We start from the raw sequence: 19,499 nt of genomic DNA, 5'->3' as shown, positions 1-19,499 counted from the left end.
AGGCCTCCTATTAGTAGCCAAATATCTGAAGAGGATTAACCATCCCATTTCCAGATATGTCATCATCGGCAGTAAAAAGATGCCAGGAAGCTTGAGGAAGTGCGCCAGGACGTGTCGAAAACACTTCAAATAGGTCTTCTACTTCTTTAGTGGTGTAGGAGATGTCCTTGTGCATGGCGTCAACAACTGCGTCTATTGCACCATCGAGAATAGCTTCCAGATCTTGATAGTAGCGCTGGCTAGAGGCTTCTCTACCATGAGAAAAGATTAAATTCCCATCATTTGTTTCTAGAATGTCTACGACCTGGCCATGAGGAGCCGTCATCAAACACTCGAAATATAGAGAGCGTTCCAGCATGGTGTAGCCTTCCTTCCACTCGACACCCTCCCTGAATACACCTTTTAGAGTAGCAGTGTGGCCGTTGACCTCTGTCTTTCCTGCTTGTGTGGCTATAAAGTAGAGGCCATCCGTATCTCGTTCCAGGAGTTTGGTGCAGAGTTTCTGTATCGTCCCCGAATACCCGAGATCGAGCATCAGTGGCATCAGATCTCTGTCATATAGCCCTGAACGAGAAAAATACTCTTTCAATGCTAGTCGCGTATATTTTACTTGCTCATTAAGGCGCTCTGCATGAGGATCAAGCCACTCGCTTACCTTTTCAGCATCCTCTGGGAGTTGTAAGGTAAAATTGAGAAGCTCAGGTGGGAGGCACGCAAAAACCTCATGCATCTGGAAGCCGAAGCGTTTCATCAAGAGCTCCAGCACACTGCCGGAAAAACTACCTTTCATGGCAAGTGGCCAGATGTCTGGCTCTCCCACCATCGCTCGGAATAGTAGTGTGCGGGATACCTTGAGATAGATGGGTGAGTGATCAAACTCAACGAGCCCTTCACTTTCCAGCCGTGTTAGCAGCTTATGAATCAACCACCCTTCTCTAGCGAGGCAGACAGGAAGACGCCCAGAGCCGTTTTCTTCTACTGCTCGAGCATACATCGTCAGAGCTGGCCCAAGGAACGCGGCACCAAACTCACGTAATGCTGTATATGTTTCTTTCATCGACACGCCCTGTTAAATATTGCTGCGCTAATCCCGTAGCCTCAATCAAACTTAAAGGAGCTCTCGAGTGAGTTCCCCTGTGCGTCTTTTTCAGAAACTTGCGGTGGCTTGCCTTCTACTAGCGGCCACTCGATAGCCAGGCTCGGGTCATCCCAACGCACACTGTACTCATCGCCGGGTGCATAGTAGTCGGTACACTTGTACTGGAACTCGGCTCCTGCCGGACTGGTGACATAGAAGCCGTGAGCGAAGCCGGGCGGGACCCACAGCATCTGCTTGTTGTCTTCATTCAACAGCGCACCGACCCACTGGCCGAAGGTCGGGCTTTGTTTGCGCATATCCACGGCAACATCGAATACCTCACCTCGCGTCACCCGCACCAGCTTGCCCTGGGGATGCTCCAGCTGATAATGCAGGCCACGCAGAATGCCTTGAGCAGACCTGCTGTGATTGTCCTGTACGAACTGGTACTTGCCGCAATGCTGCTCAAACTCGCTTTGGCGGAAGGTTTCCAGGAAGAAGCCGCGTTCGTCACCAAAGACCTTGGGAGTCAACAACACGACGTCGGGAATGGCGAGAGGTTGGTATTCCATGACTTGCCTGTATTGGATAAAGGGAATAGGAGAAGTGGCCAGGAGGCGATCAAGCTATGCGAGCGTTGTATCCAGCAGTTTCTGAGCGCTGCTGATCAACTCGTCGAGATGCTCCTGACCTTTGAAGCTTTCGGCATAGAGCTTGTAAAGAGCTTCGGTACCGCTGGGGCGTGCGGCGAACCATCCATTGCTGGTGGTCACCTTGATACCGCCAATGGGCGCGCCGTTTCCGGGAGCTTCGGTCAGTACTCGTTCGATGGGATCGCCGGCCAGGCTATCGGTGGTTATACGGTCAGCGTTCAAGGCCTTGAAGGCCGCTTTCTGTTCGGCGCTGCAGGGGCTGTCGATGCGACGATATACTGGGGCGCCATGCAGGTTGGTCAGGGTGGCATATCGCTGGCTGGGTGTTTCACCGGTTACTGCAGTGATCTCGGCAGCCAGCAGGCACAAGGCGATACCGTCCTTGTCGGTGGACCATGCATGCCCCTCGAGGGTCAACAGACTGGCGCCGGCGCTCTCTTCGCCACCGAATGCCAGCCAGCCCTGGTGAAGTCCATCGACGAACCACTTGAAGCCTACGGGCACCTCGTAGAGCTCACTGCGGTGAGATGCAACGACATGGTCGATCATCGATGAGGACACCAACGTCTTGCCGATCTTGAGACCCGCGGACCACTGCGGACGATGGGCCAGCAGGTAGTCGATAGCCACTGCCAGATAGTGGTTGGGGTTCATCAGGCCTGCGGCATCGACAATGCCGTGGCGATCAGCATCAGGATCATTACCGAATGCCAGGTCGAAACGATCCTTGATGGCCAGCAGATTGGCCATGGCTGCCGGGCTGGAGCAGTCCATGCGGATCTTGCCGTCGTGGTCCGGTGGCATGAAGCTGAAGCTGTCATCAATGCTCGGGTTGACCACTTCCAGGTCGATGCCGTGCTGCTCGGCGATGGCCCGCCAGATGGGAAGGGCGGTTCCGCCCATGGGATCGACACCCAGACGCAGACCGCTGGCACGAATTGCGGGCATATCGACCACTTTCCCGAGAGCCGCGACATAGTTGCCGATCAGGTCCTGCTGCTCCACGCCAGCGAGTGCATCGTCATCCGAGAGCCGCTGGATGACTTCAGCTGGATTTTCGGCGGACGGGTTTGTGGTGGACCGATTTGTGATAGACCGGTATGTGCCAGAGCTGTTGGCGATGTACTGGTTGGCGCGTTGCTCGATCCAGTTGGTGATATCGCCTTCGGCAGGTCCGCCATGGGGAGGGTTGTACTTGATTCCGCCGTCCTGCGGGGGGTTGTGGGACGGCGTCAGTATCAGGCCGTCAGCCAATCCTTGGGTCTGTTCCCTGTTGTGGTTGCGACCCGGGGCATTGTGTCTGAGTATCGCGTGACTGATGACTGGAGTGGCAAGAACCTCATCGCCGGTAGCGATGACGACTTGAACATTATTGGCCCGCAGGACCTGCAGAGCCGTATGCCAGGCTGGGCGTGACAGGGCATGGGTATCTCGCCCGAGAAACAGTGGGCCGTCAATGCCTGCCTGACGCCGGTAATCGGCAATTGCCTGACTGATGGCGGCGATATGCAGGTCGTTGAAAGTATTGCTCAACGCAGAGCCGCGGTGGCCGGAAGTGCCGAACTGGACACCTTGAGCGGGATTGTCCGGATCGGGCGCCGTGTCATGATATGCCGCCAACAGGGCGGCAATCGAATGATCACTCATGGTTGTTGAACCTCACGAAGTGACGAGTGAAATCATAGCGTCGGTGCTGGGATCCTTGACCTGATCACTGCTGTTGGTCTGCCCATTGGACAGGGCTCGGTAGATACCCTGGGCCAGTAGCTTGCCCAGCTCCACGCCTGGTTGATCAAAGGGGTTGAGCCCCCACAGGACAGAATGGACGAAGACCTTGTGCTCGTACATGGCAAGCAGCGCCCCCAGGCTCCATGGCGTCAGCTCATCTACCAGCAGCAGGCTATTGGGCTGATTGCCCCGGTAACCGCGTGCCATGTGATCTCTCAGCGACGGTGGAATGGCATCATCGCCCAGGGCCATCAGTTGTGCCTGGGCCAGGCAGTTGGCCAGCGTCAACTGCTGCTGATCCCGCAGCGATTCCTGGAGCCCTTCCGCAGCGTGGCGGTGTCGGCGGCGCACGGCAATGAAGTCGGCGCTGACAGTGTGAGAGCCCTGATGCAGCAACTGATAGAAGGCATGCTGAGCGTTGGGGCCGACATCTCCCCACAGGATTGGACAGGTGGGGTGGTCGACACCCTGGCCATTGATGTCGACACTCTTGCCGTTGGACTCCATCTCCAGCTGTTGCAGGTAATCCGGTAGGCACTCAAGACGGCCGTCGTAGGGCAATACCGCGTGGCTGGGGATACCCAGCCACTGGCAGTTCCAGGCGCCGACTAGAGCCAGCAGTGCAGGCAGGTTCTCAGTAGTGGGCGCTTCGAGAAAGTGCCGGTCCATCGCGTGCGCACCAGCCAGCAATTCGTTGAAGGCCGGCATGCCGATTTGCATCGCCAGACTGATGCCAATCGGTGACCACAGAGAAAAGCGTCCTCCGACACCTTCGGCGAAGACCAATTGATGAGCTTCAGGAATGCCGAATTCCGTCATCTTTTCCGGTCGTGCGGAAACGCCGATCAGATGCCGCTCGCACACCGCTCGGATGCTCACATCCAGGGAGCTTGCGAGCCAGGTCAAGGCGGTATTCAGATTGAACTGAGTATCGGCTGTAGTGAATGACTTGGAGGCCAGTACCACCAGAGTTGTGGCGGGGTCGAGCTTGCGCATCAATGGTACAAGCTGAGTCGCATCCATGGTGGAGACGAAGTGTACCTCCACCTCGCCTTGGTGATGCGTCTCCTGCAGAGCGTCGCTGACCAGTCGTGGCCCAAGGTCGGAGCCACCTACACCGATATGAATGACATCACGGACTGGCTGTCCGAGAAGGCCTCGCCATTGACCACTGCGTACCTTCTGGACCAATGATGCCATGCGACCCCGCTGTTGTTGGGCGAAGGCCACGGCTTTCTCGCAGCCTTCAGGAGCGGGTTGTTCCTGTGGCCAGCGCAGAACGGTATGCAAGGCAGGACGTCGTTCAGAGGGGTTGACGATAGCGCCGGCGAACAGCTTTTGACGATGCTCATCCAGTCCACGGGCATCCGCCCAGTCGGCCAGCACTTTCAGTGTCTCCGGCTGCCAGCGTTGCTTGGACAGATCAAGGTGCCAGCCGGCAAAGCGCGCACTCAGCTGTTTCAGGCGCTGCTCGCCGGTGTCACCTGTCAGCAGGTCCGACAGGGATACCTTCTGTAGTTGAGAGGCCTGTGACTTCAGTTGCTGCTGTATTTGGGCGAGTTCACTCTCGGCGTCTACCAACGACTCCATGTCTTCCTCCTTGATCCTGGGGCTGGTGATGGCGAGGCCCGGTGATCAATATGCAGGTGGTATCCGGTTTCAGCGGTTCTGCTTGAGCAGACGTTTCAGGTACTTGCCATACCCTGTCTTCTTCAGGCTATTGGCTTGCTCCAACAGGAAGTCGTCGCTGATCCAGCCGTGCGACCAGGCGATTTCCTCGAGACAGGCGATCTTGAGCCCCTGCCGGTGTTCGATGGTTTGTACATATTGCGAGGCCTCGAGAAGACTGTCGTGAGTGCCGGTGTCCAGCCACGCAAAACCGCGCCCCAGACGCTCGACCTCCAGGTCTCCACGCTCCAGATAGGCGTTGTTGACACAGGTTATCTCCAACTCGCCACGTGCCGAGGGCTTGACGGACTTGGCGATCTCCACCACGTCGTTGTCATAGAAGTAAAGCCCGGTTACGGCATAGGAGGACTTCGGCTTGTCGGGCTTCTCCTCGATGGAAAGTGCCTTACCTTCCTCATTGAACTCGACAACACCGAAGCGTTCAGGATCCTTCACCAGGTAACCGAAGACCTTGGCGCCTTGTGGTTGCTCTGAGGCTCGACGCAACTGCTCGGAGAAATGCTGGCCATGGAAGATGTTGTCGCCCAGGACCAGGCAAACCGGATCATCACCAATGAATTCCTCACCGATGATGAAGGCCTGTGCCAGTCCGTCCGGGCTGGGCTGCTCGGCATATTGGAGACGAATACCGAATTGTTCTCCAGTGCCCAGTAGGTTGCTGTACTGGGGAAGGTCGTCGGGGGTGGAAATGATCAGAATATCGCGAATCCCCGCCAGCATGAGAACGGACAGCGGGAAGTAGATCATCGGCTTGTCATACACCGGCAATAGCTGTTTGGAAACGCCGCGCGTGATGGGGTGCAAGCGAGTGCCGGAGCCTCCGGCGAGGATGATGCCTTTGCGGTTCATGGGGGGAACTCTGGTTGGTGGACGAAAGGCCGGATTACTGGCCACAACAGTCGCAGTGGCTGAGCAAGGTAGAGGAGGACTGCTGGTGTAGAACTCAGTAGGCCGATAGCTCAACCGACCAGTGGCTCAGCTATTGCAGTGGCTCAGCTATTGAGAGGTCTGTTGGTATTGCCGGGTCGGAGATCAGCCGAGGTGTTCCGACAATGTCAGAGACAGCTGTGAGCGCCAGTCAGGCAAACGAATGTCGAGGGTCTGCTCAAGTCGGGAAAGATCCAGACGCGAGTTCAATGGACGGGTGGCAGGAGTGGGATACTCTGCGGTGGGAATGGCACTCACCCGGTCACGAACGATGGATAGCTCAAGGCCATGGGCCCGGGCCTGGTCGAAGATTTCACAGGCAAAGCCATGCCAACTGGTCTGGCCGCGTGGCGCCAGGTGGTAGAGGCCCTTGATGGCGGGGTTCTGCTGGTAGCGATGAATGGCCTGAGCAGTGACTTCGGCAATCAGCCTGGCAGGGGTCGGAACTCCGATCTGGTCACCGACGATGGCTAATTGTTGTTTCTCTTTCCCAAGGCGCAGCATGGTCTTCATGAAGTTGTGACCACGGGCGCTGTAGACCCAACTGGTGCGGAAGATCAAGTGATCGCAACCGCTGCCTTGAATGGCGGTATCGCCGGCTAGCTTGCTCTGGCCATAGACCGACAGTGGGCCAGTGACATCTTCTTCCTGCCAGGCATGATCGCCATTACCGGGATAGACATAGTCACTGGAATAATGCACCAGCAGTGCATTGTGCTGAGCGCAATAGCTAGCAAGGAGTCTGGGAAGGTCCGCATTGAGAGCCGTCGCCAGGTCGACCTCATCTTCTGCCTTGTCGACGGCGGTATAGGCAGCGGCATTGACGACCATTGCGGGCCGGTGTTCCGCCAGGTACTGGGTGACTGCATCGCCGTCGCTGAGGTCGAGTTGCTGACGAGTTGGTGCCAGACACTCGCCCATGGTGCTGATATAGCGTTGTAGTTCATGGCCGACCTGGCCATTGACACCGAGTAGGAGCCACTTCATATCATCTCTCCTTGATGTATGAAATTGAGATATTCGAGATAGAGCAGTTGAAGGTTCGATGGCTTGAAGCGGAGGGGGATGGAACTGAGCTGCATGACGTCGAGTTGTATGTTACTCAGTGGTATGTACCGAGCTGCACGAAAGGAGGACCTGCCCGTTTTTATACAACCTCGGCGGCACCCAGTCGCTCGCCCTGATAGCTACCGTCCTGTACACGCCGCCACCAGTCCTCATTTTCCAGGTACCACTGCACTGTCTTGCGCAGCCCTGACTCGAAGGTTTCCTGTGGCGTCCAGCCCAGCTCACGCTCGATCTTGCTGGCATCAATCGCATAGCGGAGATCGTGGCCGGGACGATCCTGTACATAGGTGATCAAGTCGGTGTAGTGGGTAATACCGTTGGGCTTGGCTGGTGCCAGCTCCTCGAGCAGAGAGCAGAGCGTCTGCACGACTTCGATATTCTGTTTCTCGTTGTGGCCACCGATGTTGTAGGTCTCGCCGTTGACCCCTTCCATGGCGACCTTGATCAGTGCCCGGGCATGATCTTCCACATACAGCCAGTCACGAACCTGTTTACCATCGCCATAGACCGGAAGGGGCTTGCCGGCCAGAGCATTGAGGATCATCAGCGGAATCAGCTTTTCCGGAAAATGGTAGGGGCCGTAGTTGTTGGAGCAATTGGTGATCACTACCGGCAGACCATAGGTACGTCCCCAGGCGCGAACCAGGTGGTCCGAGCTTGCCTTGCTGGCGGAATACGGCGAGCTGGGTGCGTAGGGGGTCGTTTCGGTAAACAGGTCTTCGGGGCCTTCCAGATCGCCATAGACCTCGTCAGTCGAAATATGGTGGAAGCGAAAACTCCGCTCAGGTTGTTGTTGCTTCAGATTGTTCCAATAGCTGCGTGCGGCTTCCAGTAGATGGTAGGTGCCGATGATATTGGTCTGGATGAATTCCGAGGGGCCATCAATGGAGCGGTCTACATGGCTCTCTGCTGCGAGATGCATGACGATGTCCGGTTGGAACTCCTCGAACAGCTGGTTGAGGTGCTCGCTGTCGGTGATGTCGGCCTGTACGAAGTGGTGGTGGGGGCTGCCCCCCACCTCGCGAAGAGAGTCGACATTGCCGGCATAGGTCAGCTTGTCGAGGTTGATGACGCGGATGTTATCCCGGCGAAGCAATTCGCGCACGACAGCGGAGCCGATAAAACCCGCACCACCGGTCACAAAAACAGTAGTTACAGCAGTAGAAGTCACACTCACTCCCTGTGAAATAGGTGTCTATGTATTAGAGCGCTGGGAATCGATTACGGAAAACGAATAACTGCTCTGGAGTCGTCCTGAGCGTGTTATATCAATCACGATGGTCGCGTACGATCAGCACCAGCATATTGGCGATAAAGGCAAGAAAGATCGCCACGATAGCGAATACCGAGGCGTTGTACAGCCGCCTTGGGCTAGTGGAGTATTCCGGGTACAACGGGCTCTGCAGAACACTGACCTGCTTGAGCTTGCGTGCCGCCTCGATGCGGGTACTTTCCAGAGAGGCCAGCGCACTGGAGTAGATCTCCTGGGCGAACTTGGCCTTCAGCTCCAGGGTCTGGTACTCCGAGGCAGTGCGGTTTAGTGAGTTGCCTGCCGCTTGAGCCAGGCGGTCTCTTTCCTGCTCGATCTGGTCGTGTACTGCATTGATTTCACTGTTTATTCTGACAACATCCGCGGAGCGCTCACTGGAGTAGCTCGACAGGGCGCTGCGTCTTGCCTGTAGTGTGGCCAGTTCGCCTTGTAGCGTCGCTACGACCTGGCTGAGGCTTTCCACGGTTCCGGTTGGCGATACCAGACCATGTTCGTTCTGGTAAGCGAGCAGGGCGGCACGTGCAGCATCCAGCTCATCGCTCAGGCGATTGACCTGTACCTCAAGAAATTCAACCTGTTCAGCGGCCAGGCGCTGGCCCATATCATTCATATGCTGCTCGCCGGCCTTGAGCAGTAGCTCCGCGACCTGGTTGGCAAATTCCGGGGTGTAGGCCTGCACTTCGATATCGAGTACTCCGGAGTATTCGTCCATCTCCACTGACACGCGTTTCAGGTAATAGTCGTGGAGATCCTCGATGGGAGCATCCTCATTCCACAGCGTGGAAAAGACATCTCCGTGCTCGGCGTAATGCTTGCGGAAATCCAGTTGCTCCTGAACTTGCTTGAGCATATCGACCGAGAGCAGGTATTCACGCAACAGCAGTAGATCACTGTCCTGTTGGCTGCCCGTCAGCAGGCTGGAAAAGCTGAATTCCGGGGTGGCAACCTGCGGGCTCTCGAGTACCACAGTAGCGCGGGAGACATAACGGTCATCGGCCCACACCAACCAATAGAAACTCACCAACAGAATGGCAATGGCGGCCAGTGCCCAATGAGGGTGGCGCCTGGCCAATGATATGGCGGTCTTGGCAGTCGGGTTTGCTGGTGTCGTGAGCATCAAGTGTCGGTCTCTTTATCTGCTTGTCGCTTCTGGATGGCCATAATGACGGTGTGCCACTGTTCCCGAGCTACTCGGAAGGCACTGCCATAGGCCTTACGCTCGGAGGTTGGAATATCGGGCTTCTGAGCGGCTTCCATCTCTTGCCTGGCCTTTTCGAAAGCCTGTTTTCGCTCCAGGCGTAACGTGTGGAGTTGTTGCAGACTGAGGGATGCCAGGTCTTCGAACGCCTCGGGCTGGTTATCATGGGAGGAGTCGGTATCCGCGTGATAGGCCTTGATGGCGTCGTCGATATCGTCGTACCACAGGGCCTGGCCATCCTTTAGGTAGATGCCCGACTGGCAAAGGTCGCGCAGGATACCTTCGCTATGGGACACCATGATCAGGCAGGCTTCGCCGATCTTGTCCTTGAACGCCTTGGTAGCCTTGGCCCTGAAGGCGCGGTCGCCGACAGCAGTCGCTTCGTCTGACAGATAGACATCGAAGTCAAAGGCTAGTGACAGCCCGAAGTTGAGGCGTGCGCGCATCCCGGAGGAATAGGTTCTGATGGGGTCGTCGAAGGCAGAGCCGATTTCGGCGAAAGCTTCGACGTCATCGATAATTCGTTGAACATCCAGCCCCGCGCCGTGTACTCGGGCGACGAATTTGACATTCTGACGGCCTGTCATTGAGTTCTGAAAACCGCCACTCAAACCGATCGGCCAGGACACTCGTGCGTAGCGAATGATTTCACCGCGTTCGGGGGTATCCATTCCAGCAATCAGGCGTAACAGGGTGGACTTGCCTGCGCCGTTGCGGCCAAGGAGGCCAACACTGATACCTTCCGGAATCATCAGGTTGATGTCCTTGAGCACCCAGTCGCTATCCTGATGATTGTGGTAACGCTTGAACAGGTGGCGAATCTCGATCATTTGGCTTTCAACTTGTCGCGAAAGCGAAGATGCAGGATCAAACCCAGCGCAATGGTGGACAGTGCCCACATCCAGAAGTAGGTCATGCTGGTGCCATGCACCACGTGGTAGCCATCGAAGAAAGCGTGACGCAGTGATTCCAGACCATGGACTATAGGATTGAGCATCAGATACTCAAGCGCCCAGTGCGGTAAGTGATTCAGGGGGAAGATGACGCCGGAAAGGATCAGCAGAGGCATGTTGATCATACGCACCACGATCGAAACTTCGGCCACCAGCGTGCCCAGTACCGAGACGATCAGGCCAAGGCCGAGCCCCAACGCCCAGAGCGATAGCCATCCGGCCATGGCCTGTAAGGCGTCATCGGGAAAAAGCTCCATGTCGAGCATCTGGGCGCCGACGATAAACAGCATAAAGACGAAAGTGCGCAGCATACCTTCGAGAAAGTTGCGCACCAGTACCGGGTCGATGGGCTGGACCTGGCGATAGGCAAACAGCGCCTGGTTGGCAGTAATGGCACCTAGTCCCCGCATCATGCCCTCCCTGATCAGGAAGAAGCCCATCAAGCCGACGATCATCCACGGAATGAAGTCGGCGCCGACGATCATGCGGTCCCCCCTGATGAAACTGCGGATCCCAATCATGACAGAGGTGAAGGCGACAGGTTCGGCGATCATCCAGAACCATCCCATACGGTCCGCCATGGTGCGTGAAATGGCTTCACGCATGAACATGGCGTACCAGACGCTGAAGGTGACCGCCCAGGCGGAGCGTGCTCCACCTGAGTTGAGTTGCTGCTCAGCCATCAGAGATCCAGGGCTACCTTGGTGGCCACGGCAATCTGATAGAGGATCTGGGAAATGCTGGTGGCCAATTGGATATTCTTGGTCGGCACTTCCGGCATCACCAGGATCTCGTCGCCAGGCCGCAGGGTGATGTCATCGGCGTTTCGGACAGCGCCGTTCTGGCGCATCACCAGAATGTGGTCGTCATCGCCACGCTGGGTCAGGCCGCCGGCATTCTCGATGTAGTCGCTGACACTCATGCCATCGCGGTACACCGTTGCCTGGGGCACGACCACTTCGCCGCTGACCAGAATCGAGTCGGTGATCTCGGGAATCGTGACCACATCGCCGTCCTGCAGGCGAATGTCACTGATGCCATCCTGGTGGGCGACCACCAGGCGTCCGCTGGGTTCGAGGTTGCGAGCGCGGTCGACGAATTTCTGGATCAACTCTGCTTCGCGGACTCGAATTTCGGCTTCCTCGTCGGTCTGAGAGGATGCGCTCAGATAGGTGGTTTCCAGTCGGCGCAGGCTGTCCTGCAGCGCTTGCTCCTGCTGTGCGGCGACACTCTCACGTTTGATCGAGACACTCTCTACGGCGGTCATGTCTCCGGGAACGGAGATAGCGTCGAGGAACTCGCCAAGACGAGCATCGCGGGGCAGCGCGTAGCGTGCGGGGCCGAAGTAGCTGCCTTCCAGAGTGACGACGATGCTTTCCGCTCGCTGGTCGGAGCTGAACAGTACTTCATCACCACTCTGTACATTCGTGGAGCTGAACTCACTCAGGGGCACATAGGTCGCGAGCGGGCCCGAGGCGCGGTTGCCGCGCAGCAATACATGGGACACACCACTGTCCAGGCGTGCCAGTTCGGTAATTTCTGCGCCTGACAGGTGGGAGCCAAGCAACTCGTAGCGATACTCTCTGGCCACGTCGCCTGTTACAGCAATGGCGGGGCCACGTTCCTCGACCACAATGGTGTCGCCATCACGGAACTGGTAATTCGAAAGCTGACCCGTAAGCAGAAAATCGTAGAGGTCGACGCTGGTGACGGTGCTGCCATTGCGCATCACTCGGATATTGCGATAGCTACCGAGATCGTTGTCGATGCCGCCGGCCTGGTCGAGAAAGTACAGTACCGAGTCGGAGGGGGTTCCCGAGTACCTTCCAGGGCTTTCGACATAGCCGGTCACGAACACGCCTACCGGCTGTACGCCCTGAAGGTTGGTGTAGACCTCGACATTCTCGGGATAGACGCTATGGATCGCCTCTCGAACCCGGGCGTCCAGCTCGCCGTGCGTCACCCCTTGCACCTGAAGTGGACCAATCGAGGGGATGAAAATATTGCCCTGGGCGTCTACCGGCATGACGCGATCAAGTTCCACTGCTCCCCAGAGCTGCACGGTAACTTGATCGCCGGGCTTGATCTTGTAGGTACTGTTCAGGCCGTCCGCCATATTGCCGCGGAAGCCGCCCTCGAACAGGTTGGAACCAAATGGCGGCAGACTATCGACATCTGCCCGGGGCGCTGCGGTTTGTGGATCAGGGCCATAATTGTCACTGGACCAATCGGCACGCGGTGAGCTATCCACCGACTGGCTTGTGGACTGGGCCTGCTCGGCTTCGGGAAGAATTTCGTCTGGCTGGGTAATGCTCTGGGCTGTTGCCGTGGTGGCCACTGTGACACAGGCGCAGAAGGCTGCCAGTTGTGATAGGCGGTGAAGGCCGCGAATACTGCTCATCGTGCGTTCTCCGTTCCGTTCAGCAGGGCCGTGACGCGACGGCGAGAGACCCACCCGGTTGGCGTCTCACAGGCCACCAGCGCTTGCTGCTTCCCCGTATTGAGGCTCAGGGCGCTGAGGTGACGGCAGGTGCGGCCACTGGCTGCACGGTAGGAAGGCTCGGCCTGGAGCTCGACATTGGCCCCCCACGGGCTGGAGGAAAGGTTGAGTATTTCGTGAGCCGAGGATCCGGAAAGAAAGCCGCTGAGTGTTTCATCCAGAGGTCGACCCTGTTGATCACCCAGGATCACGGAGCCGGAGCCCCCGGACTGAGGACCAGGAAAGGCACAACCCGCGAGCAGCATCAAGAGCGCGCCGGTCCATGCGAACCGGCCCATCCGATAAGACACGTTATTTGGCATGTAGGTACCTGAAGAAGCCGGTTGGCGATGGGCCAATCGAAGATAGCGCCAATGGGACTGGCATGAGCAGGCGGCGGGAGAGGGGGAGGCGGCGATGTGTATTTCAGGCACGCTACCGCCCGGGGATTGTGTCCGGAAAATTCCCTTTCCCAAACCACGCTTCATGCATGGCGATTTCGTATTGTGATTTCCGATCATATTCACCGATTGCGAGAGTGGATCTTATTTGCATGAAATTACAGTTTCTAGATATTTAATGTAACCAAAGGAATATTCGATGTTGCAAATATGCGACATCGGACGAAGTGTTTCCTATAGGAGACGCCTTGTTTTTTGATCATGGGATTATGACTTGTGCGTTACGGAAAGGAGGCTGATTTCTGATGAAATGCAGAGCCATGGACATATGGCTGGTAGTGTCAAGATAAAGTGTTGTTCTGTTTTTTCTTGCAAATTCATGTGTTTATCGGCGACCTCTTCAGTGTCTACGAGTCGGGGAGAGAATTTTGATTCTTGTTTGTAACTGTTTTTTACATATTAATTATACTTGATGCCATATTGCAAACATCTAGTCGTGAGGGCTTGAGTGGCGGTTGGGATATTGGTGGAAATACACTTCTTGTGACTCATTGTTTATGAAATAAGCCGTATTCGTTATGGTGCGTTACTGTTTGCGAGAGGCTTCTGAGTCTTACCTTATGCACTCTTTTAGGTCGCTTGATTTTTCAGAGTTGATGGTCTTCCTGGCTGATGAGTTCGGGGTGCACCAGAAATTTCATGATATCGACTTCCGGTTGTACGAGAGGGGGCTATGTTGCCTGGCCAGTGGCAGGAACCCGGTGAGGCGGCGGGAATAGTGCAATGTGCATGTCACAGGAATAAGGAGGCTGCTCCAGCCTGGAAAGACTGCTCTTGCCATATTGGTGCAAAGCACTCTTGCCTGGGCCTTGATCAGGGCCTCGGGAGGTTGACGATGCAGGGACAGTCGCAGCAGCCGTGGGAGCGAAAGAGGGTAATGGAAGAGCGGTAGTGAAACTGCCCCGCTCTGGGCCGAGCGGGGCAGTTGAAGGAGGCCAGTCGCCTGCTGATGTCTACAGCGCGGAGATCTTGTCGCGTTGTTCGACCAGCAGTTGGCGCGCGGCCCGGAACTCGGCCAGCTTGCCGCGCTCCTTCTCGACTACGGCTTCGGGAGCCTTGGCAACAAAGCTCTCGTTGGAGAGTTTCTTCTCGATGCCGCCGATCAGCTTGTCCTGCTTGTCGATTTCCTTGCCCAGACGAGCCAGCTCGGCATCCTTGTCGATCAGATCAGCCATAGGCACCAGCACTTCCATGTCACCGACCAACTGAGTGGCGCACAGAGGAGCTTCGGCAGGGTTATCGAGCCAGTTGATCGACGCCAGCTTGGCCAACTTGGCCAGGAACAGGCGGTTATCCTCGAGACGCTGACGGTCACCGTCTACGCCCTTGGTCAGCATGACGTCCAGCGGCTTGCCGGGAGCGATGTTCATTTCGGCGCGGATGTTGCGCACACCGATGATCACGCCCTTGAGCCACTCGATATCGCGGATGGCGCTCTGGTCGATTCTGCTGTCGTCCGCCACTGGCCAGGCCTGGACCATGATTGAATCACCTTCACCGGAGAAGGTGCCGGCCAGTGGTGCAACGCGCTGCCAGATCTCTTCACTGATGTAGGGCATCATCGGATGTGCCATACGCAGGATGGTCTCGAGCACGCGGACCAGAGTGCGGCGGGTGCCGCGCTTGGCCTCGGCGCTGGCACTCTCGTCCCACAGTACTGGCTTGGACAGCTCCAGATACCAGTCACAGTACTCGTTCCAGACAAAGTCATAGAGCGCCTGAGAGGCGTGGTCGAAGCGGAATTCTTCCATTGCCTTCGTGACCAGTGTTTCGGTCTGCTGCAGGCGGGAGACGATCCAGCGGTCTGCCAGTGACAGTTCGACCTGGCCATTATCAATACCGTTGCCGCTGGCACCGCAATCCTCGCCTTCCGCATTCATCAGCACATAGCGTGAGGCATTCCACAGCTTGTTACAGAAGTTGCGGTAGCCATCCAGGCGGCCCATATCGAACTTGATGTCGCGGCCGGTGGTTGCCTGAGACAGGAAGGTGTAGCGCAGGGCATCGGTGCCGTGGGCCTCGATACCTTCGGGGAATTCGCTGCGTGTGGCCTTCTCGATCGCCCTGGCCTTCTGCGGCTGCATCATGTTGCCGGTGCGCTTCTCGACCAGCGTATCCAGTTCGATGCCATCGATCAGGTCGATGGGGTCGAGCACGTTGCCCTTGGACTTGGACATCTTCTGGCCCTGACCATCACGCACCAGGCCGTGTACATAGACCTGCTTGAATGGCACCTGCCCGGTGAACTTGAGGGTCAGCATGATCATTCGCGCGACCCAGAAGAAGATGATATCGAAGCCGGTGACCAGCACGCTGGAGGGGTGGAAGGTCTCCAATTCCGGCGTCTGCTCGGGCCAGCCGAGGGTGCCAAAGGTCCACAGGCCGGAACTGAACCAGGTATCCAGCACATCCTCGTCCTGAGTCAGCGCCAGGTCGGCGGCGAGGCTGTACTTCTCGCGTGCTTCGGCTTCGGTGCGAGCGACATAGACGTTGCCTTCGGCATCGTACCAGGCCGGGATGCGGTGGCCCCACCACAGCTGGCGAGAGATACACCAGTCCTGGAGGTCGCGCATCCAGGAGAAGTACATGTTCTCGTAGTTCTTCGGCACGAACTGGATATCGCCGTTCTCTACGGCTTCGATGGCTGGTTTGGCCAGCGTTTCCACGGCAACGAACCATTGATCGGTGAGCAGCGGCTCGATGACATCACCAGAGCGGTCGCCGTAGGGCAGGGTGTTGTTGACCGACTCGGTCTTTTCCAGCAGGCCGGCGGCTTCCATATCGGCCACCACCGCCTTGCGTGCTGTGAAGCGATCCAGGCCGGCGTAGGCGGTGGGAAGGCTGGTATCGACCTCAGGCAGCGGACGGCCCTGAAGATCGAAGGCCTCGGCGGCTTCAAGAATATGGGCGGTGCGCGAGAATACGTTGATCAGCGGCAGACCCGCACGCTTGCCGACCTCATAGTCATTGAAGTCGTGGGCCGGGGTGATCTTGACGCAGCCGGAGCCCTTTTCCATGTCGGCGTGTTCATCGGCTACGATGGGGATGCGGCGGCCAACCAGTGGCAGTTCGACAAACTTGCCGACCAGCGAGGCATAGCGCTCATCTTCCGGGTTGACGGCCACGGCGCTGTCGCCGAGCAGGGTCTCCGGGCGAGTGGTGGCCACCACCAGGTAGTCGAGGCCGGCATCGGTCTTGATGCCGTCGGCGAGCGGGTAGCGGAAGTGCCAGAACTGACCCTGCTGGTCGCGATTCTCGACCTCAAGGTCGCTGATCGCGGTGTTCAGCGTCGGGTCCCAGTTGACCAGGCGTTTGCCGCGATAGATCAGGCCTTCATCGTGAAGGCGTACGAAGACTTCCTGCACGGCCTTGTAGAAGCCGTCGTCCATGGTGAAACGCTCGCGGCTCCAGTCGACACTGGCGCCCATACGGCGTAACTGACGAGTGATGTGATCTCCGGACTCGTGCTTCCACTCCCAGACCTTGTCGATAAAAGCATCGCGGCCCAGGTCATGGCGAGTCTTGCCTTCCTCCGCAGCGACCTTGCGCTCGACCAGCATCTGGGTGGCAATCCCCGCGTGGTCGGTACCGACCTGCCACAGGGTGTTGCGTCCCTGCATCCGCCGCCAGCGGGTCAGGGTATCCATGATGGTGTCCTGGAAGGCGTGCCCCATGTGCAGACTGCCGGTGACATTGGGCGGTGGAATCATGATCGCGTACGGCTCGCCCTGACCGGACGGCACGAAACGCTGGTCCTGTTCCCAACGCTGATACCAGCGGGATTCAATCTGCTCGGGTTGGTAGGTCTTGTCCATGGAGTGCTCGCATTAACCGGAATGTCGTCGCTGTAGCTCGCATGCCTGAGGGTAGCCGGGGATGCGGGACGGCGAAAAATGGCAGCGATTATACCCTGAAGCGACCATCTGGAGCGAGGGGAGAGCCGAGCTACGAGCTGCGGGCCACGAGTACGCTACGCTCGAGCAGGTAGCCCCAGTCACGAGTGACGAGCCTCGAGTACGCTTCGCTCGAGCTTGCCCCCCCTCCCGGGGAAATCCACTGAATTGCCGGTTTGGCAATGAACTGCTCGTCGCGCGCAACTCGTTTCTCGACGCTGGGGCCAGGACAGCTCGCAGCTCGCCACTCGTTGCTCGAAGCTGGCGGTTACGCTCCCTGCCCCTTGAGCTGGTGCGGTGTCACCGGGTAGCCGCGCTGCTTGTATATCTTCCAGCATTCGCGTTTGGCGGTCAGTACATCCTGGTGCTGGTTGATGATCTCGGCGACACGCTCGAAGCGCGAGAACCACTCTGGAATATCGGGTGAAAGGTTGAGCATGGCCTGGGGAGGCGGGTCGATGCTGGCCGGTGCTTCCTGCCAGCCGATGGTGACAGGCACGCGACTGGCTTCGTCGCTGCCTTCCAGAGCGTGAGGTACGTAGGCGTCGGGACGAAAATCCCATAGCCGCTCGTCCAGCTCCCGTGCCATCTGCTCATCCTCGGCGTGCAGGTAGAGCCGATAGCCCTTGCGAGCGATGGTCTCAGTCAGCCGGCAGGCGAAAGCCAGCCGTGCCTCGAGCGTCGTGTCGGGGAGGATATAGAAATCGACTTTGGTCATGGCCAGGGCCTGATGATGGGCTACGAGCTACGAGCTAGCTATGGTCGTTCCGGACGAACAAACGCACTTCCCACATCCATGTGGGTCGCGAGCTACGAATCGGTACTGTACTGCTCGCGACTCGCAGCTCGTCACTCGGTGCTGAAGTGGCTTACGCCAGCCTTGTCAGCCAGCCGTGGGTGTCCTCGGCGCGACCATACTGGATATCCAGCAGGCGCTTGCGTAGGCGTGCAGCAACATCGCCGCCCTGCGGGTGTTCGAGGGTAGCGTCTTCGCTGACCAATTTGCCGATCGGGGTAATGACGGCGGCGGTACCGCAGGCAAAGACTTCGGTGATCTCGCCGGATGCCACACCATCACGCCACTCATCGATGCTGATCGGACGTTCTTCCGGGGTCAGCCCCTCGTCCCTGGCCAGCTGTAGCAGCGAGTCGCGGGTTACACCATCGAGGATGGTCCCGGTCAGGCGCGGAGTCACCAGGCGTCCGTCCCGGGTGACGAAGAACAGGTTCATGCCGCCCAGTTCCTCGATCCAGGTGTTCTCGGTGGCATCAAGGAAGGCGACCTGGTCACAACCGTGGTCGGCAGCTTCACGCTGAGCCAGCAGTGACGCGGCGTAGTTGCCACCACACTTGGCGAAGCCGGTGCCGCCCTTCGATGCGCGCTTGTAGTTGGAGGACAGCCAGATCGAGACCGGCTTGACGCCGCCCTTGAAGTAGGCCGCTACCGGTGAGGCGATGACATAGAAGTCGACCTCATTGGACGGGCGCACGCCGAGAAAGGCCTCGGAAGCGATCATGAACGGACGCAGATAGAGGCTGGATTCCTCGACCTCACTGGCCGGCGTCGGCACCCAGTCGACGTCCTGGGCTACCAGCGCTTTGATGGCACCGATGAAGTCCTCGTCGGACAGCTGCGGTAGCGCCAGGCGCTCGGCGGAAGCGCGGAAACGCGCGGCGTTCTTTTCCGGACGGAAGGTCCAGACGCTGCCATCGGCGTGGCGGTATGCCTTGATACCTTCGAAGATTTCCTGGGCGTAGTGCAGTACCGATGCTGCCGGGTCCAGTGTCAGAGGGCCATAAGGGCAGACCCGGTGGCCATGCCAGCCGGCGTCGCTGGTCCAGCGGACATGTGCCATGTGATCGCTGAAGTAGCGACCGAATCCCGGATTCTCGAGGATGGTGGCACGAATGCTCTCGGACTTGGGGGTGGCGTTGGGCTCAAGCGGGAAGCCTTGGGTGGACACGGGACGTTCTCCAGAAATCAGATCTCGGTGCGGCATCTTCAAGCCGCGCTGTCGGAAGCAGGTTTTGTCGATAGTGTTCGAATATAGGACGATGGTGTTCGAATATAGTCGACAGTGTTCAGGTGTAGATGGTCAGAA

At 57.8% G+C, this 19,499-nt stretch carries 15 protein-coding genes; all 15 read right to left on the bottom strand.

Annotated features, from left to right (window positions below):
* Positions 1 to 10 precede the first annotated feature (10 nt).
* Entirely contained in the window at positions 11 to 1,057 is a 1,047-nt protein-coding gene (locus tag BUE38_RS14805; RefSeq protein ID WP_073436014.1) for an HAD family hydrolase, read from the bottom strand.
* A 41-nt stretch (positions 1,058 to 1,098) separates the two neighbouring features.
* The gene (rfbC, locus tag BUE38_RS14800) at positions 1,099 to 1,650 is read right to left on the bottom strand and encodes a dTDP-4-dehydrorhamnose 3,5-epimerase (RefSeq protein WP_073436013.1); all 552 of its coding nucleotides are present in this window, start codon (positions 1,648 to 1,650) and stop codon (positions 1,099 to 1,101) included.
* Between the two features lie 54 nt (positions 1,651 to 1,704).
* Positions 1,705 to 3,378 (bottom strand): phosphoglucomutase, encoded by a 1,674-nt coding sequence (locus tag BUE38_RS14795; RefSeq protein WP_234987018.1) that lies wholly within the window; start codon positions 3,376 to 3,378, stop codon positions 1,705 to 1,707.
* A 12-nt stretch (positions 3,379 to 3,390) separates the two neighbouring features.
* The gene (gene pgi / locus BUE38_RS14790) at positions 3,391 to 5,049 is read right to left on the bottom strand and encodes a glucose-6-phosphate isomerase (protein ID WP_073436012.1); all 1,659 of its coding nucleotides are present in this window, start codon (positions 5,047 to 5,049) and stop codon (positions 3,391 to 3,393) included.
* A 69-nt stretch (positions 5,050 to 5,118) separates the two neighbouring features.
* Positions 5,119 to 5,997, bottom strand: coding sequence for a glucose-1-phosphate thymidylyltransferase RfbA (gene rfbA, locus BUE38_RS14785; protein ID WP_073436011.1), 879 nt, complete (start codon positions 5,995 to 5,997; stop codon positions 5,119 to 5,121).
* Positions 5,998 to 6,180: 183 nt separating this feature from the next.
* The gene (rfbD, locus tag BUE38_RS14780; protein WP_073436010.1) at positions 6,181 to 7,062 is read right to left on the bottom strand and encodes a dTDP-4-dehydrorhamnose reductase; all 882 of its coding nucleotides are present in this window, start codon (positions 7,060 to 7,062) and stop codon (positions 6,181 to 6,183) included.
* A gap of 160 nt (positions 7,063 to 7,222) precedes the next feature.
* The gene (gene rfbB, locus BUE38_RS14775; RefSeq protein ID WP_073436009.1) at positions 7,223 to 8,314 is read right to left on the bottom strand and encodes a dTDP-glucose 4,6-dehydratase; all 1,092 of its coding nucleotides are present in this window, start codon (positions 8,312 to 8,314) and stop codon (positions 7,223 to 7,225) included.
* Positions 8,315 to 8,411: 97 nt separating this feature from the next.
* Positions 8,412 to 9,530, bottom strand: coding sequence for a KpsE/RkpR family capsule polysaccharide export protein (locus BUE38_RS14770; protein WP_073436008.1), 1,119 nt, complete (start codon positions 9,528 to 9,530; stop codon positions 8,412 to 8,414).
* On the bottom strand, positions 9,530 to 10,441 hold the full coding sequence (locus BUE38_RS14765) for an ABC transporter ATP-binding protein (protein ID WP_084541968.1): 912 nt from the start codon (positions 10,439 to 10,441) through the stop codon (positions 9,530 to 9,532). Before BUE38_RS14765 ends, BUE38_RS14770 begins: the two co-directional genes overlap by 1 nt.
* Positions 10,438 to 11,247 carry an ABC transporter permease gene (locus tag BUE38_RS14760; protein WP_073436007.1) on the bottom strand — a complete coding sequence of 270 codons (810 nt, stop codon included), beginning with the start codon at positions 11,245 to 11,247 and terminating at the stop codon, positions 10,438 to 10,440. The genes BUE38_RS14765 and BUE38_RS14760 overlap by 4 nt, the downstream gene beginning before the upstream one ends.
* Positions 11,247 to 12,965, bottom strand: coding sequence for a polysaccharide biosynthesis/export family protein (locus tag BUE38_RS14755; RefSeq protein ID WP_073436006.1), 1,719 nt, complete (start codon positions 12,963 to 12,965; stop codon positions 11,247 to 11,249). Before BUE38_RS14755 ends, BUE38_RS14760 begins: the two co-directional genes overlap by 1 nt.
* Positions 12,962 to 13,309, bottom strand: a complete 348-nt coding sequence (locus BUE38_RS22990) for a DVU3141 family protein (RefSeq protein WP_234987040.1) — start codon at positions 13,307 to 13,309, stop codon at positions 12,962 to 12,964. Before BUE38_RS22990 ends, BUE38_RS14755 begins: the two co-directional genes overlap by 4 nt.
* 1,148 nt (positions 13,310 to 14,457) lie before the next feature.
* Positions 14,458 to 17,319, bottom strand: a complete 2,862-nt coding sequence (locus tag BUE38_RS14745) for a valine--tRNA ligase (protein WP_073436004.1) — start codon at positions 17,317 to 17,319, stop codon at positions 14,458 to 14,460.
* 346 nt (positions 17,320 to 17,665) lie between these two features.
* Positions 17,666 to 18,115, bottom strand: coding sequence for a DNA polymerase III subunit chi (locus BUE38_RS14740; protein ID WP_073436003.1), 450 nt, complete (start codon positions 18,113 to 18,115; stop codon positions 17,666 to 17,668).
* Between the two features lie 151 nt (positions 18,116 to 18,266).
* On the bottom strand, positions 18,267 to 19,361 hold the full coding sequence (locus BUE38_RS14735; protein WP_073436002.1) for a branched-chain amino acid aminotransferase: 1,095 nt from the start codon (positions 19,359 to 19,361) through the stop codon (positions 18,267 to 18,269).
* Positions 19,362 to 19,499: the final 138 nt, after the last annotated feature.

The sequence above is a fragment of the Halomonas cupida genome, assembly GCF_900142755.1.
Taxonomy (GTDB): domain Bacteria; phylum Pseudomonadota; class Gammaproteobacteria; order Pseudomonadales; family Halomonadaceae; genus Halomonas; species Halomonas cupida.
The sequence above is the reverse complement of the archived record's forward strand: the minus strand, read 5'-3'. Positions and strand labels throughout refer to the sequence as shown.

Coding starts and splice junctions, on each gene's coding strand:
- BUE38_RS14805 (WP_073436014.1), bottom strand. CDS start 1,057: ATGAAAGAAACATATACAGCATTACGTGAGTTTGGTGCCGCGTTCCTT.
- rfbC (WP_073436013.1), bottom strand. CDS start 1,650: ATGGAATACCAACCTCTCGCCATTCCCGACGTCGTGTTGTTGACTCCC.
- BUE38_RS14795 (WP_234987018.1), bottom strand. CDS start 3,378: ATGAGTGATCATTCGATTGCCGCCCTGTTGGCGGCATATCATGACACG.
- pgi (WP_073436012.1), bottom strand. CDS start 5,049: ATGGAGTCGTTGGTAGACGCCGAGAGTGAACTCGCCCAAATACAGCAG.
- rfbA (WP_073436011.1), bottom strand. CDS start 5,997: ATGAACCGCAAAGGCATCATCCTCGCCGGAGGCTCCGGCACTCGCTTG.
- rfbD (WP_073436010.1), bottom strand. CDS start 7,062: ATGAAGTGGCTCCTACTCGGTGTCAATGGCCAGGTCGGCCATGAACTA.
- BUE38_RS14770 (WP_073436008.1), bottom strand. CDS start 9,530: ATGCTCACGACACCAGCAAACCCGACTGCCAAGACCGCCATATCATTG.
- BUE38_RS14765 (WP_084541968.1), bottom strand. CDS start 10,441: ATGATCGAGATTCGCCACCTGTTCAAGCGTTACCACAATCATCAGGAT.
- BUE38_RS14760 (WP_073436007.1), bottom strand. CDS start 11,247: ATGGCTGAGCAGCAACTCAACTCAGGTGGAGCACGCTCCGCCTGGGCG.
- BUE38_RS14755 (WP_073436006.1), bottom strand. CDS start 12,965: ATGAGCAGTATTCGCGGCCTTCACCGCCTATCACAACTGGCAGCCTTC.
- BUE38_RS22990 (WP_234987040.1), bottom strand. CDS start 13,309: ATGCTGCTCGCGGGTTGTGCCTTTCCTGGTCCTCAGTCCGGGGGCTCC.
- BUE38_RS14745 (WP_073436004.1), bottom strand. CDS start 17,319: ATGGACAAGACCTACCAACCCGAGCAGATTGAATCCCGCTGGTATCAG.
- BUE38_RS14740 (WP_073436003.1), bottom strand. CDS start 18,115: ATGACCAAAGTCGATTTCTATATCCTCCCCGACACGACGCTCGAGGCA.